The 20057-nt window shown below is 64.9% G+C and carries 20 protein-coding genes, 1 tRNA gene and 1 pseudogene; 12 read left to right on the plus strand and 10 right to left on the minus strand.

Translation table 11 applies throughout. From position 1 onward, the window contains the following. Positions 1-13: 13 nt before the first annotated feature. Positions 14-973, minus strand: coding sequence for a tetratricopeptide repeat protein (locus tag C4301_RS03485; protein WP_352413720.1), 960 nt, complete (start codon positions 971-973; stop codon positions 14-16). On the opposite strand from C4301_RS03485, the gene C4301_RS03490 reads away from it, so the two are divergent. From C4301_RS03490 to C4301_RS03535, 10 genes are read left to right on the plus strand one after another with little or no spacing between them, the layout of a single operon-like run. Continuing rightward, positions 951-2153 (plus strand): MFS transporter, encoded by a 1203-nt coding sequence (locus C4301_RS03490; RefSeq protein ID WP_352413740.1) that lies wholly within the window; start codon positions 951-953, stop codon positions 2151-2153. The genes C4301_RS03485 and C4301_RS03490 overlap by 23 nt on opposite strands. Positions 2154-2168: 15 nt before the next feature. Then, entirely contained in the window at positions 2169-4151 is a 1983-nt protein-coding gene (gene thrS, locus C4301_RS03495) for a threonine--tRNA ligase (RefSeq protein ID WP_352413741.1), read from the plus strand. Next, on the plus strand, positions 4148-4894 hold the full coding sequence (locus tag C4301_RS03500) for a PaaX family transcriptional regulator (RefSeq protein WP_352413721.1): 747 nt from the start codon (positions 4148-4150) through the stop codon (positions 4892-4894). The genes thrS and C4301_RS03500 overlap by 4 nt, the downstream gene beginning before the upstream one ends. Before the next feature lie 47 nt (positions 4895-4941). Continuing rightward, positions 4942-6123 (plus strand): ABC transporter substrate-binding protein, encoded by a 1182-nt coding sequence (locus tag C4301_RS03505; RefSeq protein WP_352413722.1) that lies wholly within the window; start codon positions 4942-4944, stop codon positions 6121-6123. A gap of 44 nt (positions 6124-6167) precedes the next feature. Next, the gene (locus C4301_RS03510; RefSeq protein WP_352413723.1) at positions 6168-7373 is read left to right on the plus strand and encodes an ABC transporter substrate-binding protein; all 1206 of its coding nucleotides are present in this window, start codon (positions 6168-6170) and stop codon (positions 7371-7373) included. After that, positions 7370-8140, plus strand: a complete 771-nt coding sequence (locus C4301_RS03515; RefSeq protein ID WP_352413724.1) for a sugar phosphate isomerase/epimerase family protein — start codon at positions 7370-7372, stop codon at positions 8138-8140. Before C4301_RS03510 ends, C4301_RS03515 begins: the two co-directional genes overlap by 4 nt. Before the next feature lie 58 nt (positions 8141-8198). Next, positions 8199-8954 carry a c-type cytochrome gene (locus C4301_RS03520; protein WP_352413725.1) on the plus strand — a complete coding sequence of 252 codons (756 nt, stop codon included), beginning with the start codon at positions 8199-8201 and terminating at the stop codon, positions 8952-8954. Positions 8955-8964: 10 nt separating this feature from the next. After that, complete coding sequence (locus C4301_RS03525; protein WP_352413726.1) at positions 8965-9447, plus strand: cytochrome C; 483 nt, start codon at positions 8965-8967, stop codon at positions 9445-9447. Positions 9448-9456: 9 nt separating this feature from the next. Beyond that, positions 9457-10089: a QcrA and Rieske domain-containing protein gene (locus tag C4301_RS03530; protein ID WP_352413727.1), complete on the plus strand. Its 633-nt coding sequence runs from the start codon at positions 9457-9459 to the stop codon at positions 10087-10089. Positions 10090-10098: 9 nt separating this feature from the next. Further along, positions 10099-11352, plus strand: coding sequence for a cytochrome b (locus C4301_RS03535; RefSeq protein ID WP_352413728.1), 1254 nt, complete (start codon positions 10099-10101; stop codon positions 11350-11352). Between the two features lie 54 nt (positions 11353-11406). Here C4301_RS03535 and C4301_RS03540 read toward each other — a convergent pair whose 3' ends face one another. The 6 genes from C4301_RS03540 to C4301_RS03565 are packed head-to-tail and all read right to left on the minus strand — an operon-like array spanning position 11407 to position 17872. Further along, positions 11407-12324, minus strand: a complete 918-nt coding sequence (locus C4301_RS03540; protein ID WP_352413729.1) for a hypothetical protein — start codon at positions 12322-12324, stop codon at positions 11407-11409. Continuing rightward, the gene (locus C4301_RS03545) at positions 12308-12814 is read right to left on the minus strand and encodes a c-type cytochrome (protein ID WP_352413730.1); all 507 of its coding nucleotides are present in this window, start codon (positions 12812-12814) and stop codon (positions 12308-12310) included. The genes C4301_RS03540 and C4301_RS03545 overlap by 17 nt, the downstream gene beginning before the upstream one ends. Beyond that, complete coding sequence (locus C4301_RS03550; protein WP_352413731.1) at positions 12807-13316, minus strand: DUF3341 domain-containing protein; 510 nt, start codon at positions 13314-13316, stop codon at positions 12807-12809. Before C4301_RS03550 ends, C4301_RS03545 begins: the two co-directional genes overlap by 8 nt. Before the next feature lie 11 nt (positions 13317-13327). Further along, on the minus strand, positions 13328-14659 hold the full coding sequence (gene nrfD, locus C4301_RS03555; RefSeq protein ID WP_352413732.1) for an NrfD/PsrC family molybdoenzyme membrane anchor subunit: 1332 nt from the start codon (positions 14657-14659) through the stop codon (positions 13328-13330). After that, a complete protein-coding gene (locus C4301_RS03560) occupies positions 14652-17222 on the minus strand; it encodes a 4Fe-4S dicluster domain-containing protein (RefSeq protein WP_352413733.1) in 2571 nt (856 codons plus the stop codon). Before C4301_RS03560 ends, nrfD begins: the two co-directional genes overlap by 8 nt. Positions 17223-17230: 8 nt before the next feature. Beyond that, positions 17231-17872, minus strand: a complete 642-nt coding sequence (locus tag C4301_RS03565; RefSeq protein WP_352413734.1) for a cytochrome c3 family protein — start codon at positions 17870-17872, stop codon at positions 17231-17233. Positions 17873-18167: 295 nt separating this feature from the next. Here C4301_RS03565 and C4301_RS03570 point away from each other — a divergent pair. Both C4301_RS03570 and tsaE read left to right on the plus strand, forming a co-directional pair. Then, positions 18168-18254, plus strand: a tRNA-Leu gene (locus C4301_RS03570). Positions 18255-18283: 29 nt separating this feature from the next. Continuing rightward, positions 18284-18706: a tRNA (adenosine(37)-N6)-threonylcarbamoyltransferase complex ATPase subunit type 1 TsaE gene (gene tsaE / locus C4301_RS03575; RefSeq protein WP_352413735.1), complete on the plus strand. Its 423-nt coding sequence runs from the start codon at positions 18284-18286 to the stop codon at positions 18704-18706. Here tsaE and C4301_RS03580 read toward each other — a convergent pair. The 3 genes and pseudogenes from C4301_RS03580 to C4301_RS03590 all read right to left on the minus strand — a co-directional run. Beyond that, positions 18668-19144: a TlpA family protein disulfide reductase gene (locus C4301_RS03580; protein WP_352413736.1), complete on the minus strand. Its 477-nt coding sequence runs from the start codon at positions 19142-19144 to the stop codon at positions 18668-18670. The two genes, tsaE and C4301_RS03580, sit on opposite strands and share 39 nt — an antisense overlap. 43 nt (positions 19145-19187) lie before the next feature. Next, positions 19188-19700 carry a metal-binding protein gene (locus C4301_RS03585; protein WP_352413737.1) on the minus strand — a complete coding sequence of 171 codons (513 nt, stop codon included), beginning with the start codon at positions 19698-19700 and terminating at the stop codon, positions 19188-19190. 4 nt (positions 19701-19704) lie between these two features. After that, a pseudogene (locus C4301_RS03590) lies at positions 19705-20057 on the minus strand (cyanophycinase); the annotation flags it as partial.

Below are 20057 nucleotides of genomic sequence, written 5' to 3' on the forward strand. Positions count from 1 at the left end.
GGGGGAGCCGGGGTCACCCCAAACGGAAGGGTGTCCTGAGCCCCGCCAGGGCAATGGCCCTGGCCTCCTCCGGGGCGAAGGAGAGGGCCAAAACCCCCCGGTAGGCCCTCTGGGCCCTGTCCCTTTGGCCGAAATGGTCCAGAAGCTGGCCAAACCGGGCCAGGAAGTAGCCGGGAAGGTAGGGGGGCGTCTGGAAATCCATGCGGAAGACCTCCTCAAAGACCTCCAACGCCTCCTCGGGTTGGCCCGCGGCCAGGTAGATCTGGCCGGCAAGGAACAGGGCCTCCGGAGTGGCGATCTGGAAAAGCCCCTCGAGGAGAGCCCCCCAGTCGTCCTCCTCCCGGAGGAGCCAGGCCCGGTCCAAAAGGGCCCTCTGCCGCTCGGCCTCCGTGGGGGGGTGGTCCTGGGGCCTGGCCTCGGGGAAGGCGGGAAGGAGATAGGGGTAGTCCAGGACCTCCACCAAGACCAAGGCCCGCCTCCTTTCCCCTTGAAGCCTTAGGGCGGCCTCCTCCATCCGCCTTTTCCTGTGCCCGGTGGCGGGCCCCTCTCCAAAGGCCTGGGCCAGGGCCTCGAGGTGGGCCCTTAGGCCCCTTACGAAGCCCTCCTCCCCCAGCCGGCCTGGGGTAAGGGGAGTGGAAAGGAGGTGGTTTAGCCCCCTCTCCCACTCCGAAAGCTGGGCCAGGTACGCCTCCCCCTGGGGGAAGGCCTTTAGGGCTTCCCGAAACGCCTCGGCCTCCTCCTTACCCCGAAGCCCCACCGCCTCCACGGGCACCTTATGGGCCTCGGCCCAGGCCAAGAGGGCCCAGAGGGCAGGCTCCTCCTCGAGGGTGGGCAGAAGCGGCCAGGAGGCGAGCAGAATCACCTCGGGCCGAACCCCCTTGGCCACCTCCAAAAGGGTGACCGCATTGTAGCGTGGGTGGAGGAGATGGAGGGGACCTAGGGTGGGAAGCATCCTTAAGACCATCAGCACCATCTTAGACCTCCGGGAGCGGAACTACCGCCTGGGGGTGGTGAACGGCTGGCTCGTCTTCCTCGGGGACGCGTTTTTAAATGCGAACATCGTCCTTGCAGGCTTTGCGGCCCGGCTTGGAGCCCCCGGGCCCCTCATCGGCCTGCTGCCCGCCCTCCTTCAGGCCGGAGGGCTGGTCCCGCAGGCCTTCCTGGCCCCCTATGTGGCCCGCCTTCCCCGGAAGATCGTCCTCTACCAACGGGTGGCCCTTTTGCGGCTTTCCGGCATCGTTCTCATGGCGCTCTCCGCCTTTTTCCTCGGCCCCTGGCCCTCCTTGCTCCTCGGGGGCTTTCTTTTGGGGCTCGGCCTAAACGCCCTCTTCACCGGGGTCTCCAGCCTTCCCTTCTGGGAAACCGTCGCCAAGGTCATCCCCCAGGAGAAACGGGCCGCCTTCTTCAGCGCCCGCAACCTGGTGGGAGGGCTTCTGGCCTTTTCGGCCGGGTTTCTCGTCCAGGCCCTTTTGGGCCTCCCCCTCCCTTTCCCCCTGCCGTACGCCCTTCTTTTCGCCTTGGCCGCGCTTTCCTTCGGCCTGGGCTGGTACCTCTTCGGCCTCACCGATGAACCCGAGGAACCGGGCCGCACCGAGCGGATCGATCTCAGGAACCCTCTTTTGGATCCCCATTTCCGCCGCTTCCTTCGCGTGCGCCTCCTTCTCGCCCTGGGAGGGATGGCCGAGCCCTTCTACGCCGCCTATGCGGTGCGGGTCCTCCAACAGGAAAGGGCGCTCGGGCTTTACCTGGCCCTTTACGCCCTCTCCATGACCCTTTCCAACCTCCTCTGGGCCCGGCTCGCGGAGCAGAGCTCCCGGCCGGTGGTTCTGGCCGGGGCCGGGCTTGGGGTTCTGGCCCTCCTCCTCGCCCCCCTTCTGCCCCCAGGGTTGTTCGGCCTGGTCTTCCTCCTTCAGGGGGCTTACCTGGCTGCCTTAGGCCTGGGGACCACCACCTATCTTCTAAACCTGGCCAAAAAAGAAGACCGGAGCGCCTACATCGGCCTCGCCAACACCCTTGTGGGGGGCTTTTCCTTCTCCCCTGTTTTAGGCGGGGCTCTAGCCGACAGACTGGGGTTCGCTGGCCTCTTCCTCCTGGCCGCGCTCTTTTACGGCCTAGGGCTATACGCGGCCAGGAAGCTTCCCGAAAACGGCTAGGGTATGATGGAGCGCATGACGGTCTATCTGCCCGACGGAAAAGCCCTGGACCTTCCCGAAGGCGCCACCGCCTGGAACGTGGCGAAGGCGGTGGGGCCGGGCCTGGCCCGGGCCGCCGTGGGGGCTTTGGTGGACGGGGAGGTCTACGATCTCTTCCAGCCCCTGCCGGAGGGTGCGCAGGTGCGGATCCTTACGGAGAAGGATCCCGAGTACCAGCGGCTTTTCCGCCACACCCTGGCCCACGTCCTCGCCCAGGCGGTGAAGGAGTACTTCCGGGAAAAGGGGTACGACCCGGAAAGCGTAAAGCTCGGGATCGGGCCGGTGATCGAACACGGATTTTACTACGACATAGACGCCCCCGAGCCCATCTCCGATGAGGATCTTCCGGCCATAGAGGCCAGAATGCGGGAGATCCTGAAGCGGGACCTCCCCTTAAGGCGTTTCGTCCTTTCCCGCGAGGAGGCCCTGGCCCGTTACCAGGGGAAAGACCCCTACAAGACCGAGCTCATCCAGGAGATCCCGGAAGGGGAAGAGATCAGCTTTTACCAGCAGGGGGATGAGGCCTACGGCTTTACCGACCTCTGCCGCGGACCCCATGTCCCCTCCACCGGCCGCATCCCTCCCCACTTCAAGCTCACCCACGTGGCCGGGGCCTACTGGCGGGGGGATGAGAACCGACCCATGCTCCAGAGGGTCTATGGGGTGGCCTTCCGCACGGAAGAGGAGCTTAAGGAGCATCTTTGGCGCCTCGAGGAGGCTAAAAAACGCGACCACCGCCGGCTCGGAAAGGAGCTGGAGCTCTTCCTGATAGACCCCATGGTGGGAAAGGGCCTGGTCCTTTGGCTTCCCAAGGGGAACATCCTCCGCGAGGAGCTCATCCAGTTCATGCGCCAGGAGCAGATCCGGCGCGGCTACCAGCTCGTCACCACCCCGCACATCGGGAGCCTGGAGCTTTACAAGACCTCGGGCCACTACCCTTACTACGCGGAAAGCCAGTTTCCCCCCATCCGCTTCCAGGAACGGGGCGAGGAGGAGGAATACCTCCTCAAGCCCATGAACTGCCCCCACCACATCCGCATCTACGCCCACCGGAAACGCTCCTACCGGGAACTCCCCTTAAGGCTTGCGGAGTTCGGCACCGTCTACCGCTACGAGAAGGCGGGGGAGCTTCTCGGCCTCACCCGGGTGCGGGGGTTTACCCAGGACGACGCCCACATCTTCTGCACCCCCGAGGAGGTGAAGGGGGAGTTTCTGGGCGTGTTGGACCTGGTCCTCCACGTCTTCCACACCCTGGGCCTAAAGGACTACCGGGCCCGGATTGGGGTGCGGGAGCCCGGAAGCAGCAAGTACGTGGGAGACGAGGCCAAATGGGCCCTGGCCGAACGGCAGATCGAGGAGGCGGCCAAGGAGGCGGGGCTTTCCTACACCGTGGAGCCGGGGGATGCGGCCTTTTACGGTCCCAAGCTGGACTTCGTGGTGAAGGACGCCCTGGGCCGGGAGTGGCAGCTGGGGACCATCCAGGTGGACTACAACCTCCCCGAGCGCTTTGGCCTCACCTATGTGGGCAAGGACGGGGGGGAGCACCGGCCGGTCATGATCCACCGGGCCCCCTTCGGCTCCCTCGAGCGCTTCATCGGCATCCTCCTCGAGCACTTCGCCGGGGACTTTCCCCTATGGCTTTCCCCGGTGCAGGCGGTGGTCGTGCCCGTTTCCGAAAAGCAGGGAGACTACGCCAGGGAGGTCCTATCCAGGCTCAAAGAGGCCGGCCTTCGCGCCGAGGCGGATCTGAGGCCGGAGAGGATGCAGGCCCGGATCCGGGATGCGGAGCTTCAGAAGATCCCCTACATTCTGGTGGTGGGGGATGAGGAGCAAAAGACCCAGGCGGTGAGCGTCCGCAGGCGGCACAAGGGCAACCTGGGGAGCATGCCGCTGGCCGCCTTCCTCGAGGGGGCCCTCCGGGAGGTGCGGGAGAAGCGGCTGGATACGGTCTTCGGATGAGGGCGCGATCCACCTTGTTCACGCTCTACATGGAATACGTCTTCCCAAATCGGAAGGCGCGGGTCAAGGACCTGGTGCGCTGGATGCGACTGCTGGGCTTTTCCGAACCTGCGGTGCGGGCAGCCCTTTCCCGAAGCGCAAAACGGGGCTGGGTGATCCCGGAAAGGAAGGGTAGGGAGGCCCTCTACCAGCTCTCCGACCGGGTCTTTTGGCAGATCAAGGCGGTGCGGAAAAGGCTTTACGAGCATACGCCCTCCTTTTCGGGCCGGTTCAGCCTTCTTCTGGTGCAAAACCTGGGCCGGAAGGCGCGGGACCGCTTTAAGGCCGAGCTCGCCCTCCTGGGGTATGGAAGCCTCCTGCCTGGGGTGTTCATAAGCCCCAATGGGGAGGAGGAACTGGTGAAGGAACTCCTTTCCTTTTACGGCCAGGAAGGGTTTCTTCTCCGGGCCGAGGGGTCGTTGGAGGAGGCCAGGGCCCTGGTCAGAAGGGTCTTCCCTCTCCAGGAAGCCCAGGCACATTACCAGGAACTTTTGCGAAGATCTTGGCAAGCGAAGGACCCCGAGGAGGCCTTCCGTCGTCTTACTGAGCTTGTCCACGAGGCGCGTAAGCTTCTCTTCCTGGATCCCGGCCTTCCCCCGGCGCTTGCCCCCGAGGGGTACCTGGGCCCCTTGGCCCGGGAACGGTTCTTGCAAAGAAGGGCCGAGCTTTGCGCCATGGCCAGACCCGTCTTCAGCCCGGATTGAGCCCTGTTTCATCCCCCCCTCACCCCCCGCCTGGTATGGTGGAAAGGATGCGGTGGGTTTTGCTTTTCCTTTTCCCCCCGGCCTTGGCCCAGGTGAGCATCCCCTTCTGGCACACCGCCGGCCCCCCGGGCCAGGCCCCTTTGGAGGAGGCCATCCAGGCCTTCAACCAGTCCCAGAGGAGGTACCGCCTGGAAGCCCGGTATGCCGGGGAGTACCGGGAGGCAGGGGTAAAACTCCTGGCCGCTTTGCGCTCCGGTGGAGCCCCGGTCCTTTTCCAGGCGGAGCTTTCCTTCCTCCCCCGGCTGGCCCAGGAGGGGTTGGCCCTGCCTTTGGATGGGGAGCTGGGAACCCCTCCAGACGACCTCTACCCGGAAGCCCTTAAAAGCGGGCAGGTCAAAGGAAGGACCTATGGCCTTCCCATAGGGCTTTCTCTTCCCGTCCTTTACTACAACCTAGACGCATTCCGCGCCAAGGGGCTGAAACCCCCCTCCACATGGGACGAGGTGGAAAAGGCCGCAGGCGCCTTAAAAAGCCGCACCGCCCGGGGCCTGGTCCTCTCCACGGACATCTGGAGCTTCAACGCCCTGGTGATGAGCCTAGGGGGAAGCCTGGTCAGGGACGGCCGGCCCACCTTTACCTCCCCCGAGGCGGTGGAGGCTCTAGAACGGCTTTACCGTATGGTCCAGCGCCAGGATGCCCTCGCCCGCAACCTGGCCGAGGCCCAGTTCGCCGCGGCGGACTTCCTTCGGACCAAGGCCTTCATGGGGCTCGCCCCCACCACCGCCTTGCCCGTGGTCCTTTACCACACCAGCCTTCCCTTCCAGGTGGGGTATGCCCCCCTTCCCCGTACGCCCAAGGGGTCGGTGCCGCTTTCCGGGGCGGCCTTGGTGGTCCTGAAAGGGGCCAGCCCAGAGCAGGTCAAGGGGGCGGTGGCCTTCTGGCGCTTCTTCACCGAGGCAAAGTGGATGGCCCGCTGGGTGGAGACGACCCACTACGTCCCCTTCCGAAAAAGCGCCGAAGCCGAGCTTAGGGACTTCTTAAAGGACCCCATGCGCAAGGCGGTCTTCGCCCAGATGGAGGTGGCCCGCCCCTGGAACCAGGACCCGGAGATGGTCCTCTGGTACAGCTACCTCGAGGAAGCCCTGGAAAAAAGCCTGAAGCAGGGGGTGCCGCCTTTGAAAGCCCTGGAGGAGGCGCAGAAGCGGGCCCTGGCGGTGGAGACCCGATAACCCCCTTGACCCCCAACCGGAAAGGGCATGATAGAGTAGGGGCAATGAAAAAGGGCTTCCTCTTTCTCCTAGGGGGTTTCCTGGGCCTTCTCCCCGCCCAGGCGCAGCTGAACCTGGAGTTCTGGCACAGCATGGATGGCCCTGCGGGGCGGCTCATCGGCCAGTTCGCCCAGGAGTTTAACGCCAAGGAGCCCCGCTACCGGGTCACGCCCCGGTACATGGGGACCTATGAGGAGGCGGAGGCCAAGCTGGTGGCCGCTTTGCGCACGGGAAGCCCCCCGGTGCTCTTCCAGGCGGAGATCTCCTTCTTCCCCCGGCTGGTCGCGGAAGGAAATGCTCTGGCCCTGGATCCCTACCTGGAGCTTCCCAAGCCCTTCTTGGACGATCTCTTCGAACCCGCCTGGGCCTACGGCCTGGTCAAGGGAAAACGGTACGGCCTTCCCTTCAACACCTCCACCCCGGTGCTCTTCTTCAACGAGGACGCCCTGAAGAGCAAGGGCCTAGCCCCACCCCGAACCTGGCAGGAGTTCAGGCGGGTGGCCCTGGCCCTCACCAGCCGGCAGGCCAAGGGGTTCATCTTCGTCACCGACCCGCAGGCCTGGCTCTTCGAGGCCATGGTGACAAGCCGGGGTGGGAGCCTCACCAAGGATGGCCGGCCCAACTTCACCTCCAAGGAGGCCCTGGAAGCCCTGGCCCTCCTCCAGGAGCTGGGCCAGAAGGGGGCCCTTTCCGCACGCAACATGGCCGAGTCCACCTACGCCCAGCTGGACTTCGTGCGCACCAAGGGCATGATGGTCATGGCCTCCATCGCCAACTGGCCCGCGGCGGAGCAGTTCTCCTTCGCCTTCAGGCTCGGGGTGGCCCCGGTCCCAAAGGAGCCGGGGGGCAAGGTCCCCCTGGGCGGGGCCCAGCTGGTGGTCTTGAAGGGGGCCTCCCCCGAGGAAACCCAGGGGGCCCTGGCCTTCTGGCGCTACCTGATGGAGCCGGAAAACGTCGCCCGCTGGGTCCAGGCCAGCTACTACGTCCCCGTGAGGAAAAGCGCCATCCCGCTCCTGGAGGGGTTTTATCGGGAGAACCCTTACCGGAAGGTGGCCTTTGAGGAGATCGCCGTGGCCCAGCCCAGGCCCAAAGAACCCCAGTTCTCCACCTGGGCCAAGTACCTGGCCGAGGCCTTGGAAAAGGCCCTTAAAGGGGGTGTGCCGGCGCAGAAGGCCTTAGAAGAAGCGCAAAGGAGGGCCGAGGGGAGATGAGGCTCGGGTTCAGCCCCTTCAACGCCGAGCTCCCCTATTCCGAGGCCTTCCGCCTGGCCTCGGAGCACGGGCTTTTCCTCGAGGTGGCCTACGACCTGCACGAGGCCCTTCCCGCCCTTCCCTCGGCCGAGGAGCTTAAAGCGATGGGCCGGGCCTATGGGGTGGGCTTCACCCTGCACCTGCCCTTTGTCGACCTCAACCCCGCAAGCCTTATCCCCTCCGTGCAGAGGCTTTCGACGGAGCGCCTTCTAAGGGCTTTGGACTTCGGCGCGAAGCTCGAGGCGGAGGTGGGGGTGCTCCACACCGGCCAGGTCCCCCTCCGCCACCCCATGGCCCTCCAGGCCGCGCGGGAGGCCCTGGAAAAGACCCTCTCGGCCCTTTTGCCCCTCCCCTTCCCCGTGGCCTTGGAAAACCTGGCCCTTTCCCCCCACGACCTGGTCCAGGGGGTGGAAGGCCTGGCAGGAGTCCTGCAGGCCTTCCCAGAGTACGGCTTCTGCCTGGACGTGGGCCACGCCCTGGTGGAGCTGGGCCCCCAGGGTCCCCTCCTCTACCAGGCCCTAAAAGGGCGCCTGATCCACCTCCACCTTCACGACAACCACGGCACAAGGGACGACCACCTGCCCATAGGGGCGGGAAAGGTACCTTGGGAAGCCCTGAGGCCCCTTTTCTCGGGGTTTAAAGGCACCGCCGCCCTCGAGGTGACCGGAGGCCTCGAGGGCCTCCGCACCAGCCTCCGCCGTTTAGGGACACTTGTCCTTGGTCCCTAGGGTATAGTGGTGGGTGGGGGCTTGTACCCCCTTTCACAAGTAGAGATGAGGAGGAGGCATGGTCGTAGACCGGATTGAGGTGTACCTGGATGGGGGTGAAAACCCCGTCGCCGTCTTAAGAGAACCGCCCTACACCCTTAAGCTGGACACCCGTAAGCTCCCCGACGGGGAGCATGTCCTAAGGGTCCAGACCTACTACCGGGGCGGCGGCCTCGAGATCAAGGAGATCCCCTTTACCGTCAACAACTACCCCGATGTTCTGGTCCTGGGCCTGGACGAAAAAGGGGAGGTCTCCGGCACCCTCGAGCTCCGCCTGGCCGTGGGCGAACCCGAACTGCCCATAGAGCCCGTGCGGATCTCCGGCTGGGCCTATGCCGTGGCCCTGGTGGTGATCCTGGGGGGTATCTGGGGTTACTTCGCCCTCTCCCCGGCCACGCAAAAGATCATCACCGAGGTGGCCCCACCCCCCGCCCAGGAAGGCAAGCGGGAGGCCGCGGCCCCTGCCAAAGGGGTGGACGAGGCCCTCCTCAAAAAGGGCGAGCAGATCTTCCAGCAGAACTGCGCCGCCTGCCACCAGGCGAACGGCCAGGGCCTGCCCGGAGCCTTCCCCCCCCTGGCGGGCAACCCCCACCTGAAGGACGCGAACCACATCCTGAACGTGTTAAAAAACGGCCTCCAGGGGCCCCTCACCGTGAACGGCCAGACCTATAACGGCCAGATGCCCAGCTTCAGCCAACTCTCCCCAGAGGAGATGAAGGCGGTGGCCACCTATATCCGCAACAGCTGGGGCAACAACTTCGGGCCGGTAGAGTAAAGGAGGCGGCATGTACCGGAACGATCCCGTCCTCCCCACCTTTGGCCTCATCCTGGCCCTGGGCCTCTTCTACGCCGCCTATCTGGACGGGCGGCTGATCGCAAAGCTTCTGGGCCACACCCCTCAGGAGCTCTCCGTAGGCCAGATCGGCCTCATGGCCTTTGGGGCCGTCCTCCTCCTCTACGGCCTCATCGGTCTGGTCTCCTACTGGTTGGAGGGCCTCGAGCTCCGTCCAGGGCGGCACTTCCCCGAACCCTCCACCGCCCCCATGGTGGCAGGGGTGGTCCTGGTCCTCCTCCTCACCGCCATGGCCGGGTTCTTCGTCCGGCTCCTCATCTACTCGGCCCAGACCGGCCACAACCCCACCTCGCTCCAAGGGGCCTTGTTCGGGGGAATGAGCCTGGTGGTGGCCGTCCTCCTCGGGATTTACAAAAAGTTCTACGGCCGGGAGGAGGCGGTCACGGAAGAGGAAAGGAGCGAGTTCCCCTGGTAGAGGTGAAGCATGGATGAGCGTGAGATTCGACTCAAAACCTCCCGCCGCCGCCTTTTCCTTAAGGCCGCGGTGGGCACGGGGATCGGCCTCTCCTTGGTCTCCGCCTTCTACGTGGGGGCGAGCTTAAGGCCCAAAAAGGAGGTCACCCCGGAGAAGGAACCCTTAAAACCGGGGGATATCCTGGTCTTTGCCCAAGGCGGGGAACAGGGCATCCCCATCAAGCCGGAGGCCCTTAAAGTGGGGGACCCCATGGTCCTCGCCTACCCCATGGACCCCAAGACCAAGGTGGTCAAGAGCGGGGAGGCCAAGAACACCATCCTCCTCGCCCGTTACGCCCCCGAGACCCTTGACCCCGAGGTGGCCCAGCATGCGGTGGAGGGGATCGTGGCCTACTCCGCCGTCTGCACCCACCTGGGCTGCATCATCAGCCAGTGGTTGGCGGCCAAGGGTGCGGCCCTCTGCCCTTGCCACGGGGGCACGTACGACCTCGCCCACGGGGCCAGGGTCATCGCCGGCCCTCCCCCAAGGCCCATCCCCCAGCTTCCCCTCAAGCTGGAAAACGGGGCCTTGGTGGCGGCCGGGGAGTTCCTGGGGCCCGTGGGGGTGCAGGCGGCCAGGGAAGCCGCCTGCCGTCTGGTGTAGGAGGAAGGCATGTACAAGTGGCTGGACGAACGCCTGGACCTGCAGGGCCTTTACAAGAAGGTCTTCCGAAAGGCTTTCCCGGTGCACCACTCCTTCTTTCTGGGGGAGATCACCCTCTTCGCCTTCCTCGTCCTGATCCTCACCGGGATCTTCCTCACCCTGAACTACGAGCCCTCCATCCGGGAAGTCAAGCTTCCCGACGGGCGCACCGTGCCCGCAGCCTATGGGAGCATCCTTTACATAGATAGCCTTCCCTTCGGCGCGATCATCCGGAGCCTCCACCACTGGTCGGCTCACGTGATGATCGCCGCGGCCTTTTTGCACATGCTCCGCATCCTCCTTTCCGGGGCGTACAAAAAGCCCCGGGAGCTCAACTACCTGGTGGGGCTTGGCCTTCTGGGCCTTTCCGTCGTGACCGCCTTTACGGGCTACGCCCTGCCGTACGACAACTACGCGGTCACCGCCACACGGATTGGGTACGGCATCGCCAACTCCATCCCCTGGGTGGGAAACGCCCTGGCCCAGATCTTCTTTGGCGGGGAGTTCCCGGGCTCAGAGAGGTCCATCCCGAGGCTTTATAGCCTCCACGTCCTCTGGCTTCCCCTCACCCTGCTGGCCCTCATCGGCCTGCACCTGGTGATCATGCTGAAGCAGAAGCACACCCAGCCCCGCTACGCCCAAAAGGTGGCCCCGGGGAAGATCCTGGGTGTCCCCATGTACCCCCAGCAGACGGTGATGATGGGCATCCTCTTTGCCCTTTACGTGGGGGTGATGAGCTTTATCGCCGGCGCCTTCCTCGCCCACCCGGTGGAGGCCTTTGGACCCCCCACCCCCAACACCCCCGCGGTCAAGCCCGACTGGTACTTCCTCTGGATCTACGGGATCCTCCAGATCATCCCCTCGAGCTGGGAGTTCCGGCTCTTTGGAGCCACCATCGGCCCTGAGTTTATCGGGGGGGTCATCGTCCCCGGGATTCTGGGCCTCATCGGCCTCCTCCTGCCCTTTTTGGACGCGCGCAAGGACAAGATGCGCTACATGGAGCTCCCCTCAGAGCACCCCGTGCGCACCAGCCTCATCCTGGCTCTTTTGGTCTTCTTCTTGATGGCAAGCCTTGCTGGGTACAAGATCGACTTCCAGCAGCAGGGCTCCCTCCTCGGAAACAACGCGGTCCTTTGGACGCTGGTCCTGGGCGGCCCGCTTTTGACCCACCTCCTGAGCTACACCCTGCTTCGGGTCTTTTACGGGAAGAGGGCCGAGGCCTGAGGCGGCGGGCAACCCCCCTCGGAAGGCCCCGAGGGGGGTTTGTTCCGGCCTCCCCTAGGCCAAGGGCGGCAGGACGTACCAGAGGTAGTGCAAAAAGCGGAAGGCCAGCACCCAAAGGGCAATCCCCCCAAGCCACCGCGGATCCCGTTTGGGGAGGTTGGTGAGGAGGGCCAGGAAGGGCAACAAAAATCCGCCCACCGCTACGCCGAAGGCCATTAGGTCCCAAGGGTAGATGGTCCTTTTCAGATAGAACTGGGCCTCGTGGGGGAGGTCCGCCCCCCAGATGATGATCAAGGTGGTGGCCTCCACGTAGATCCAGATGATGCTGAGGGCGAGGAGGAGGTTGGTCAGGCTGGTGAGCTGGGCCTTGAGCTCCGGCGTGGGGGCCCTCGAGGCCCTAAAAGCCCCGTAGGCCAAGGCGGCCACCGCGGCGGAAAGGAGCATCAGCGCGCCGAAGGAGGCGGAGTAGAAATGGGCCTCGAGGGCCATGAAGAGGTCAAAGACCAAAAAGGTCCCCGCGGCGAAGGTCAGGGGAAGCCCCGCCGCCCCCACCGTGGCCCGGGTCTCGCCCGGCTTTAGCCGCTGGAGGACCAAGGTAAAAAGAACGAAGAAAAGCGCATAGCGAAGGAGGAAGAAGGGGGCGTTCAGATAGGATGCCCGGTGGGCCAGGAGGGCATCCTCTCCTCCGCGGGCCCAAGGGTAAAGGGTGGGAAGGTCCAGGAAAAGGACCAGGCCCAGCACCCCAAGCCAGGGCAGAAGCCGGGCCAGGGGGTAGAGGTAGGGCTCGAGGGGCCTCCCCCAGAAGCTCGTGACCGCGTTGTGAAGGAGCAGGACCAGAAGGGCCCCCAGGCCCATCAGGGTGAAAAAGCCCCAGACGAGGAAGAAGGCCTTCAACCCAAAGACAAGGGCTAGAAGGAGAAGGGCTGGAGCCAGGATCCAAAAGGACCGGGCGCGCTCAATAGACCTTTGCACGGGCCACCTCCTCAGGACACGTCCCCTGGATGCAGGCCTTGATGTACGCGGCCACCAGCCACCGCTCCCGCCAGGGGATGCGGGAGGCGTAGGAGAGCATCCGGCCAAAGCCGTTCGTGGCCGCAAAGTAGAAGTACCCCGCGGGCATCTGAGCCACGGCCGGGTCCTGGAAGGAGCGGGGCTTGGGCATGCCCAGGGGGATCACCCGCCCATCCCCCAGGCCCCTTTCCCCGTGGCAGATGGCGCAGTAGCTTTGGTAAAGGACCTTCCCGCGCAGGAGTTCGCCCTTTGTGAGCACGAAGGGCAGGTCGGCAAACCCACCCCCTTCCTTAAGCCCCGTCCGGGCCGGGCCCACGGCCTCCCCCAGGGCCACCCGCTCCCCGGCGGGCTCCACGGGAAGGGGGCTTTCCCGGAAGGCCTTCACCTTGGGCTGGTCCCACATCCAGCCGCACCCGGCCAAAAGGAAGAGAAGTGGCCAGAGGCTACGCACGCCGCACCTCCTCCACCTCCGCCCCCAGGGCCTTTAAAAGGGAGACCGCCTCCTCGAGGCGGGGCTCGGTCACGGGAATGAACAGGCCGTACCGGTCCAAAAGGACCTCCAGGTAGTTCGGGGCGTGCTTCACCGGATGCCAGGAAAGCGGGAGGTTCGTGGTGTACAGGAGGTAGAGGAAGATGCCCACGGTGATGGTCAAAATGGTGAGCTCAAAGGCCACGGGGATGAAGGCGGGCCAGCCCAGGACCGGTTTTCCACTGGCGTTATGGGGGTAGTCAACGGAGGCATAGACCTGGAGAAACAGGGCCAGGCCCAGCCCCAAGACCCCTAGGCAGAACGCCACCCAGGGCACGGGCTCCTTACCGCCCACCGCCTCCTTAAGTCCCTCCACGGGGTTTGGGGCGTAGGCCTCAAAGCGGAAGCCCTCCCCTTTGAGCCGATGGGCCGCGGCCAGAAACGCCTTGGGCTCGGGAAAATAGGCCATATACCCGTAGAGCATGCCTCACCTCCCTAGTGCCCCTTGAGCTTGTGAAAGAGGTGGACCATCTCGGCCACCGCGATCGGGGGGAAGAGTCGGATGAAAACCGCTAAACCGAAGAGGAAGAAGCCGATCGTTCCCAGGTAAAGGGTCCAGTCCACCCAGGTGGGGTGGTAAAGGCCGAAATTCCCGGGCAGGTAGTCGTGGGAAAGGCTGATGACCACGATGACGAACCGCTCGAGCCACATCCCCACGTTGGCCAAAATGGAAAAGATGAACAACCAGGTGAGGTTGTGGCGGAACCGGGGGAACCAGAGGGTCTGGAGGAGGACCACGTTGATGAGCATCATGGCCCAGTAGTAGGGGGCATAGGGTCCGGTCATCCGCCAAAGCTGCTGGGCCCACTCCGCAGGCTCCCCCGAGTACCAGGCGATGAAGATCTCGAGGAGGTAGATGTACGCCACCCCCAGCCCCGAGGCCAGGGTCACCTTGGCCATCCAGTCCAGGTGGCGCTCGGTGATGACGCTCTCCAGACGGTACCACTTCCTCAGAGGGATGATCAGGGTCAGGGCCATGGCAAACCCCGAGTAGATGGCCCCCGCGGCGAAGAAGGGGGGAAAGACGGTGAGGTGCCAGCCCGGCACCACCCCATAGGCGAAGTCCATGCTCACCACCGAGTGGACGGAGATGACCACGGGGGTGGCCAGCCCGGCCAAGAGCACGTAGACCGCCCGGTAAAGGGCCCAGTGCCGGGCGTTCCCCGTCCAGCCCAGGGAGAGCCAGCCATAAAGCCGCTTCCGCCAGCCCGTGCTCCTCTCCCTCAGGAGGGCCAGGTCGGGGATGAGGCCCAGGTAGAGGAAAAGGGTGGAGATGGTGAGGTAGGTCAGGATGGCCAGCACGTCCCAGGAAAGGGGGCTTTTGTACTGGGGCCATAGGGCCAGGGTGTTGGGATACGGGAAAACCCAGTAGAAGTTCTGGGGCCGGCCCATATGGATAAAGGGGTAGGTGGCGGCGCAAAGCACGGCAAACAGGGTCATGGCCTCCGTAAGGCGGTTTAGGGAGTCCCGCCAGTTCTGGCGCATGAGGACCAGAATGGCCGAGATCAGGGTCCCCGCGTGGCCGATCCCGATCCACCAGACGAAGTGGACGATGTCGTACCCCCAGGCCACGGGCTGGTTAATCCCCCAGGTGCCAAGCCCCCGGACAAAGGTGACGAAGATGGCGTAAAGCCAAGCCAAGGTTAAAGCCGCCCCCACGGCCAATACCACCCACCAGGGCCCGGGCGGGGGTTTTTCCACAGGTTTAAGGAGCTCCTCGATCAAGCCCTTTTCCGTGAACTCGCCCTTGATCAGGTCCTTATCCATGGACCTCCTCCTTCTTCAAACGGGGATTGGGGTTTTCCAGCCGGGCCAGGTAGGTGGTCCGGGGCCAGGTGTTGACCTCTTCCAGAAGGGCATAGTGGTGGGGCTTGGCCCTTAGGGCCTGGATGGGGTCGTTGGGATCCAGAAGGTCTCCAAAGTGGATGGCCCTCGTGGGGCAGGCCTCCTGGCAGGCGGTCCTGACCTCTCCTGTCCGGATGGGACGGTTCTCCCTGGCCGCCTGGGCCCGGGCCAGCTCAATCCGTTGGACGCAGTAGGTGCACTTCTCCATCACGCCCCGGCTTCGCACCGTGACCTCGGGGTTCATGAGGAGGGCGAGAGGGCTTTCCTTGGCCCTCCTGGGGTTCCCTTGGCCGATGAAGGCCTCGGCGTAGGAGAAGAAGTTAAACCGCCGGGCCTTGTACGGGCAGTTGGCGGAGCAGTACTTGGTCCCCACGCACCGGTTGTAGACCATCAGGTTCAGCCCCTCGGTGGAGTGCTCTGTGGCCGCCACTGGGCAGACCGCCTCGCAGGGTGCCTTCTCGCAGTGTTGGCACATCACGGGCTGGAAGAAGGCCTTCTCCCCCTCAAAGTAGCGGTCGATGCGCATCCAGTGCATCTCCCGGCCCTTGGCCACCTCCTCCTTCCCTACTGCGGGGGTGTTGTTCTCCACCTGGCAGGCCAGGGTGCAAAGGCCGCACCCAAGACAGCGGGTGAGGTCCACCACCAAGGCCCAGGCATGCTCTCCCTGGGGCCAGTCAGGGTAAAGGGAGGTGCGTTTTTCCTCCTTAGGAGGGGGGAGCTGGTCCCTGGGGTAGACGTGGACCGCTTCCTCCGTACCCAGGGCCCCGTGGTACTGGGTGGAGACCAGGGGGTAGTCCCGGCCCAAGAGGGCGATCTCGGCCTCGGCCAGGTAAGCGGGGAAGGCGAAGTGGGAAAGGGGAGCCACCGCAACCCCCTCGGCCAGGCCCGGCAAGACCCAGAGGGGAAGCGTTCCCTCCCGTCCGCCCGCCCTGACCCGCACCAGGGGCCGCCTGGGGTCCCCCTGGCCCTCCCGCGCCCTTAGCTCCTCCAGAAGGCCCAGTTTTTCCACCTCCTTGGGGGAGAGGTGGAGCGCCCCATCCCAGACCAACTTGCTTAAGGGCCGAGGAAGCTCCTGCAGGAAGGGGTTTTCCCGGTAGCGCCCATCGTAAAGGGCGAACTCCGGCCGGACCACGAGCTCGAGCCCCCTCTCCTTAGGCAAGGGCAGATCCTTGGCCCAACCGGGTTTAGGTGATACAGCCAGAGGCTTTTCCTCCTCGAGGGGCCGGCCCTCCCTCAGGGCCTCCTTGGACCCCTCGGGCAAGGAAGGGGCCTCCACTCCGAAAAGCTCGGCCAAAACCGCAAGGAGGTCCCGGCCTCCGAAAAGGGGCTTCACCAGGGCCTGGGAGGCCCAGAGGCGGCCGAAGGCATCGTACCCTAGGCCGCCCGCCTCGAGGGCGTGGGCCAAAGGATAGTCTCCATAAAGGCCCAGACGGGCGGCAAAGGGCTTTTTCAAATCCGGCAGCGGACCCTCCGCGGCCCAGAGCACCGCTTCCGCCTCCTCCACCTCTTTAAGCGCCTCCGGGGTGGCGGGCTCCACCTCCAAGGGGGGCAGGAAGGCCACCTTCGCCCCCAGGGCCAGGTTCACCGCCTGGGCCAGGGCCTGGAGATGGGCGCCCAGGTGGACCCCCGGGAGAAGGAGGCCTCCCGCCTTAAGGTCCTCCACCAGGGCGGGAAGGAAGCCGCCGTAGTCCCCTCCGGGGCTTCCCTCCAAAACCCCCAGGGCCTTGGCCAGGTCGTAGAGGAAGGCCTCGAGGCCCGCGGGCTTGAGGGCCAGGCGGTGGTCCGCATAGGCCCCAAAGAGGGTGTAGCCGCTTTCCACCGCATACACGCGGTTTTCCGGCCTCGAGGCCGCCACCTGCCGGGCCAAGGCGTACCCTGCAGGGTGGTCCTGGAGGTCCAGATCCAAAAAGAGCAGGGTCTTGGCCTCCCCCGCCCGGTAGACCGGCCAAAGGGGCCTCCCGAAAAGCCGCTCCATCCCCCGGTAGACCTCTTGGAACCCCCAGGCCTCATAGAAGACCGCCCGGACAGGCAGCTTGTCCAAAAGGGCCTTAAGGCGGGGATCCGTGCTCCGGGGGAGGACGAGGAGGGCTTTTGCATAGGAGGCGATCCGCCTAAGCCCCTCCCAGTTTGCCGATTTCTTCCGCCTAGGATCGTAAAGGGCGTAAAGGGCCGCCAGGGCATAGGGGTCCAAGGGGTGGTCCTCCACAAGCTCCAAAAGCCCAAGCGGCCGCCCCTGGTAGGTCCTGACCCTCAGGGGCTGGGCAAAGCCCGCATGGAAGAGCGCAGAGGCATACTCCCGCCGCCCCCCCTCCGCCACCTCCTCCGGTTGGCGGACGTAAGGCACCGCCTTTCGCTGCACCACCGGGGTACAGGCGGCCAGGCTCGCCAAGCCCATGGCCAGAACCCCCCTCCGGGAGACCTTGCCAAAGGGAAACTCCTCCGAAAAAAGCGCCTCTTCAAGGGAATCTGTCCAGCCTCGCTTCATACCCCCTCCTACCGGTGGCACGTGGAGCAATCCGAAAGCGCCGCGGGACTCCGCACGTGGTAGAGCTCGGCGAGCCTCTTCCCCAGCTCCTTTTGGTCTGCCGGGGGCGTGTAGGCCATGTTCATGACCTCCTCCTTGGGCCGGAGCCTGGCCGTGGGGTTGCGGTGGCAGTCCAGGCAGAACTTCATGGTGAAGGCCTGGGGCTGGTAGACCACGGCCATCTGGTCCACCCGGCCGTGGCATTCCGCACACCCTATCCCCTTGTTCACATGGGCCGAGTGGTTGAAGTAGACGAAGTCCGGAAGGTTGATCACCCGGTTCCACCGGAGGGGCTCCCCCTTCTCCCAGCTCGCCCGTACGGGGGCGAGGAGGGAGGAGGTGGGCTTGATATAGGTGTGGCAGGTCATACAGGTCTCCGTGGGAGGAAACCCCGCATACCCCGCCCGCTCCACCGCCGCATGGCAGTAGCGGCAGGAGAGGCCTAGCCCCCCGGCGTGAAAGGCGTGGCTAAAGGGGACGGGCTGGGGTACGGGCCGGGTCCGCTGCTCGAAGGCGCCCACCCCCACCCCAGAAAAAACCACCAGGAGCAGGACGAATCCCCCCATTACACCCCCCCAAAACGCCCGCTTCACCCATCGGTTTCTCCGCATCCTCCCTCCTTTGGCACCAGAGGTTAAAGGGTCCTAGGGCCTGGCTTCCATCAGATACGCTGCGGGGTGGATAAGGAACCGAACCCTTTTACCCCCAACGCTATTTCGCTCATGGATACACTACCAAAGAAGGGAAGGGACATTTGTCCCGATGGGCTTCGGACCTCGAGATCGGGCAAAGACCCCAACGCCGACATGGTCCTCGCCTAAGCCGTCATGAAGGGGTTCAAATCGGCAGGACCTGGCCTTGACAAGGGGAGGGGTTTTGCTAAACTAGACCTTGCGCTTGGGGCGCGCCGGGATGGTGGAATTGGGAGACACGCCATCTTGAGGGGGTGGTGCCCGCAAGGGCGTGCGGGTTCGAGTCCCGCTCCCGGCACCAAGGAAGGCCCAAACGGGCCTTTTTCCCTTATGTGGAGGCTGAAGGACCTCAAGGACACCGAGGCCCTGGCCCGCCACCTGGCCCAGACCCTGCCGCAAGGCAGCCTGGTGGTCTTACAGGGGCCACTAGGGGCGGGCAAGACCACCCTGGTGCAACACCTGGCCCGGGCCCTGGGCTTTTCCGGCCGGGCCACCAGCCCCACGTACACCCTCGTCCACGAGTACCCTACCCCTGAGGGGGTTTTGGTCCACGCAGACGCCTATCGCTTAAAGGACCCCTCGCTTTTGCACCTCCAGCTTAGGGCCTACCGGGGCGAGGCCCGGCTCATCCTGGTGGAGTGGGGCGATCCAGAAGCCCTGGAGGCGGATTACCTCCTCGAGATCACCCCCACTCCCAAGGAGCGGCTGGCCCGGCTACTCCACCTCCGCCCCCGCGAGGAGGAGGGCATCTAAAAGCGCCTCCTTCCCCGCCCGGCCTGCGAAGAGGGCCACCACCTTGCCCTCCTTGTCCACTACAAGGGTCCAAGGCTGGCCAAGGATCTTAAACCGCTCCGCCACCCTGGCCGGGGTGTCGGTGCTCGAGGCCAGAAGAGGGATGAACCGGGGGTAGGCCTTCATGTAGTTCAGGACCACCTCCTTGGTGTCCTTGGGTTCCCGGCTGATCACGAAGAAGGGCACCTTGGCCTTCCCCGCCAGCTCATGCAGGGAAGGGAACTCCGCCTTGCAGACCGTACACCAGCTGGCCCAGAACACGATCACCGCGGGTTTGGGCATGGTCTTGGGGATGACGAGGCTGCCCTTGGGGTCCAAAAGCTGGAAGTCCGGTAAGGCCTCGCCGGGGGCAACGGCCAAAGCCAGGCCCAGAAGGGCCAGAAGAAAAAGGGGGCGCATGACCTCATATTAGGGCATACCCCTATACGCTATGTGAGCGGCCTCACCGTGGCCTTCTTCGGAAGTCTCGGTCAGGCAAAACCCCATCTGCGATCAGGTGGAGCCACTGGGAAAGGTAGTAGCCGAGGAGGGTAGAAAGCAGGACCTCCTTGGGCAGGCTGGGGATGCGCAGGTGGAGCGAGAGGGCCCCACCCCCCTCGAGGTAGGCGTAAACCCCCTCGAGGAAGACCCAGAGGAGATACGCGACCAAAGCCAGATAACCAAGCCGGGTCAAGGGGCCCAGAATCCAGGTGTGGGAAAGCCCCCGGTGCCGGAAAAGGACCCCGTAGGGCCACCACAAAACCCCCAGAACCCCCCACCTTCCCTTGGCCCGCACCCGGACCTCCGCCAGATCCAGATCCGGGGTGACGAGGAAGGTGCCCACCAGATAGCTCACGGTAAAGGCCAAAACCCTAGGCTCGCCCAAGGCCTCCTTGGGGCTACCCGCCAGATAAGCCAGCCCCATCAGGCCCAAGGCCGTTAAATTGATGGCCTCATGCACCCGCCCCGAGGGCATGGGGTTATTGTACCCAGGGAAGGGAGAAGCGTTCCCCAGCCCGCAAAAGGTCTACCCGGAGCCCCCGGACCCCCCGGGTGGTGTACTCCGCCTCCGTGGGGTCCACCAAGGTGATCTGGCCCGCCTGGACCTCCCCCTCCTTGGGGTAGAGGAAAACCGCGCTGTTCTCCCCAAGCCCCACCCCTATGAGATCCGGGTTGTCGGCCACCAGCTTGGAGAGGAGCTGAAACCGCCCCCGCTCCTCCACCCGGGGCAGAACCGCAAGGCCTGGGACGAGGCTCAACCCCAACCGGGCCCTCAGCCCCCCCTCAAAGGGGAAAAAAGCCGCCTCCCCCACAAGCCCTGCCCCCTCCCCCA

The organism is Thermus sp., from assembly GCF_040290245.1.
Classification (GTDB): Bacteria; Deinococcota; Deinococci; order Deinococcales; family Thermaceae; genus Thermus_A.

Bases quoted from the DNA above. Each gene is read 5' to 3' on its own strand.
- C4301_RS03485 (WP_352413720.1), bottom strand. From the start codon at position 973: ATGGTGCTGATGGTCTTAAGGATGCTTCCCACCCTAGGTCCCCTCCAT.
- thrS (WP_352413741.1), top strand. From the start codon at position 2,169: ATGACGGTCTATCTGCCCGACGGAAAAGCCCTGGACCTTCCCGAAGGC.
- C4301_RS03500 (WP_352413721.1), top strand. From the start codon at position 4,148: ATGAGGGCGCGATCCACCTTGTTCACGCTCTACATGGAATACGTCTTC.
- C4301_RS03505 (WP_352413722.1), top strand. From the start codon at position 4,942: ATGCGGTGGGTTTTGCTTTTCCTTTTCCCCCCGGCCTTGGCCCAGGTG.
- C4301_RS03510 (WP_352413723.1), top strand. From the start codon at position 6,168: ATGAAAAAGGGCTTCCTCTTTCTCCTAGGGGGTTTCCTGGGCCTTCTC.
- C4301_RS03515 (WP_352413724.1), top strand. From the start codon at position 7,370: ATGAGGCTCGGGTTCAGCCCCTTCAACGCCGAGCTCCCCTATTCCGAG.
- C4301_RS03520 (WP_352413725.1), top strand. From the start codon at position 8,199: ATGGTCGTAGACCGGATTGAGGTGTACCTGGATGGGGGTGAAAACCCC.
- C4301_RS03525 (WP_352413726.1), top strand. From the start codon at position 8,965: ATGTACCGGAACGATCCCGTCCTCCCCACCTTTGGCCTCATCCTGGCC.
- C4301_RS03530 (WP_352413727.1), top strand. From the start codon at position 9,457: ATGGATGAGCGTGAGATTCGACTCAAAACCTCCCGCCGCCGCCTTTTC.
- C4301_RS03535 (WP_352413728.1), top strand. From the start codon at position 10,099: ATGTACAAGTGGCTGGACGAACGCCTGGACCTGCAGGGCCTTTACAAG.
- C4301_RS03550 (WP_352413731.1), bottom strand. From the start codon at position 13,316: ATGCTCTACGGGTATATGGCCTATTTTCCCGAGCCCAAGGCGTTTCTG.
- nrfD (WP_352413732.1), bottom strand. From the start codon at position 14,659: ATGGATAAGGACCTGATCAAGGGCGAGTTCACGGAAAAGGGCTTGATC.
- C4301_RS03560 (WP_352413733.1), bottom strand. From the start codon at position 17,222: ATGAAGCGAGGCTGGACAGATTCCCTTGAAGAGGCGCTTTTTTCGGAG.
- C4301_RS03565 (WP_352413734.1), bottom strand. From the start codon at position 17,872: ATGCGGAGAAACCGATGGGTGAAGCGGGCGTTTTGGGGGGGTGTAATG.
- tsaE (WP_352413735.1), top strand. From the start codon at position 18,284: ATGTGGAGGCTGAAGGACCTCAAGGACACCGAGGCCCTGGCCCGCCAC.
- C4301_RS03580 (WP_352413736.1), bottom strand. From the start codon at position 19,144: ATGCGCCCCCTTTTTCTTCTGGCCCTTCTGGGCCTGGCTTTGGCCGTT.
- C4301_RS03585 (WP_352413737.1), bottom strand. From the start codon at position 19,700: ATGCCCTCGGGGCGGGTGCATGAGGCCATCAATTTAACGGCCTTGGGC.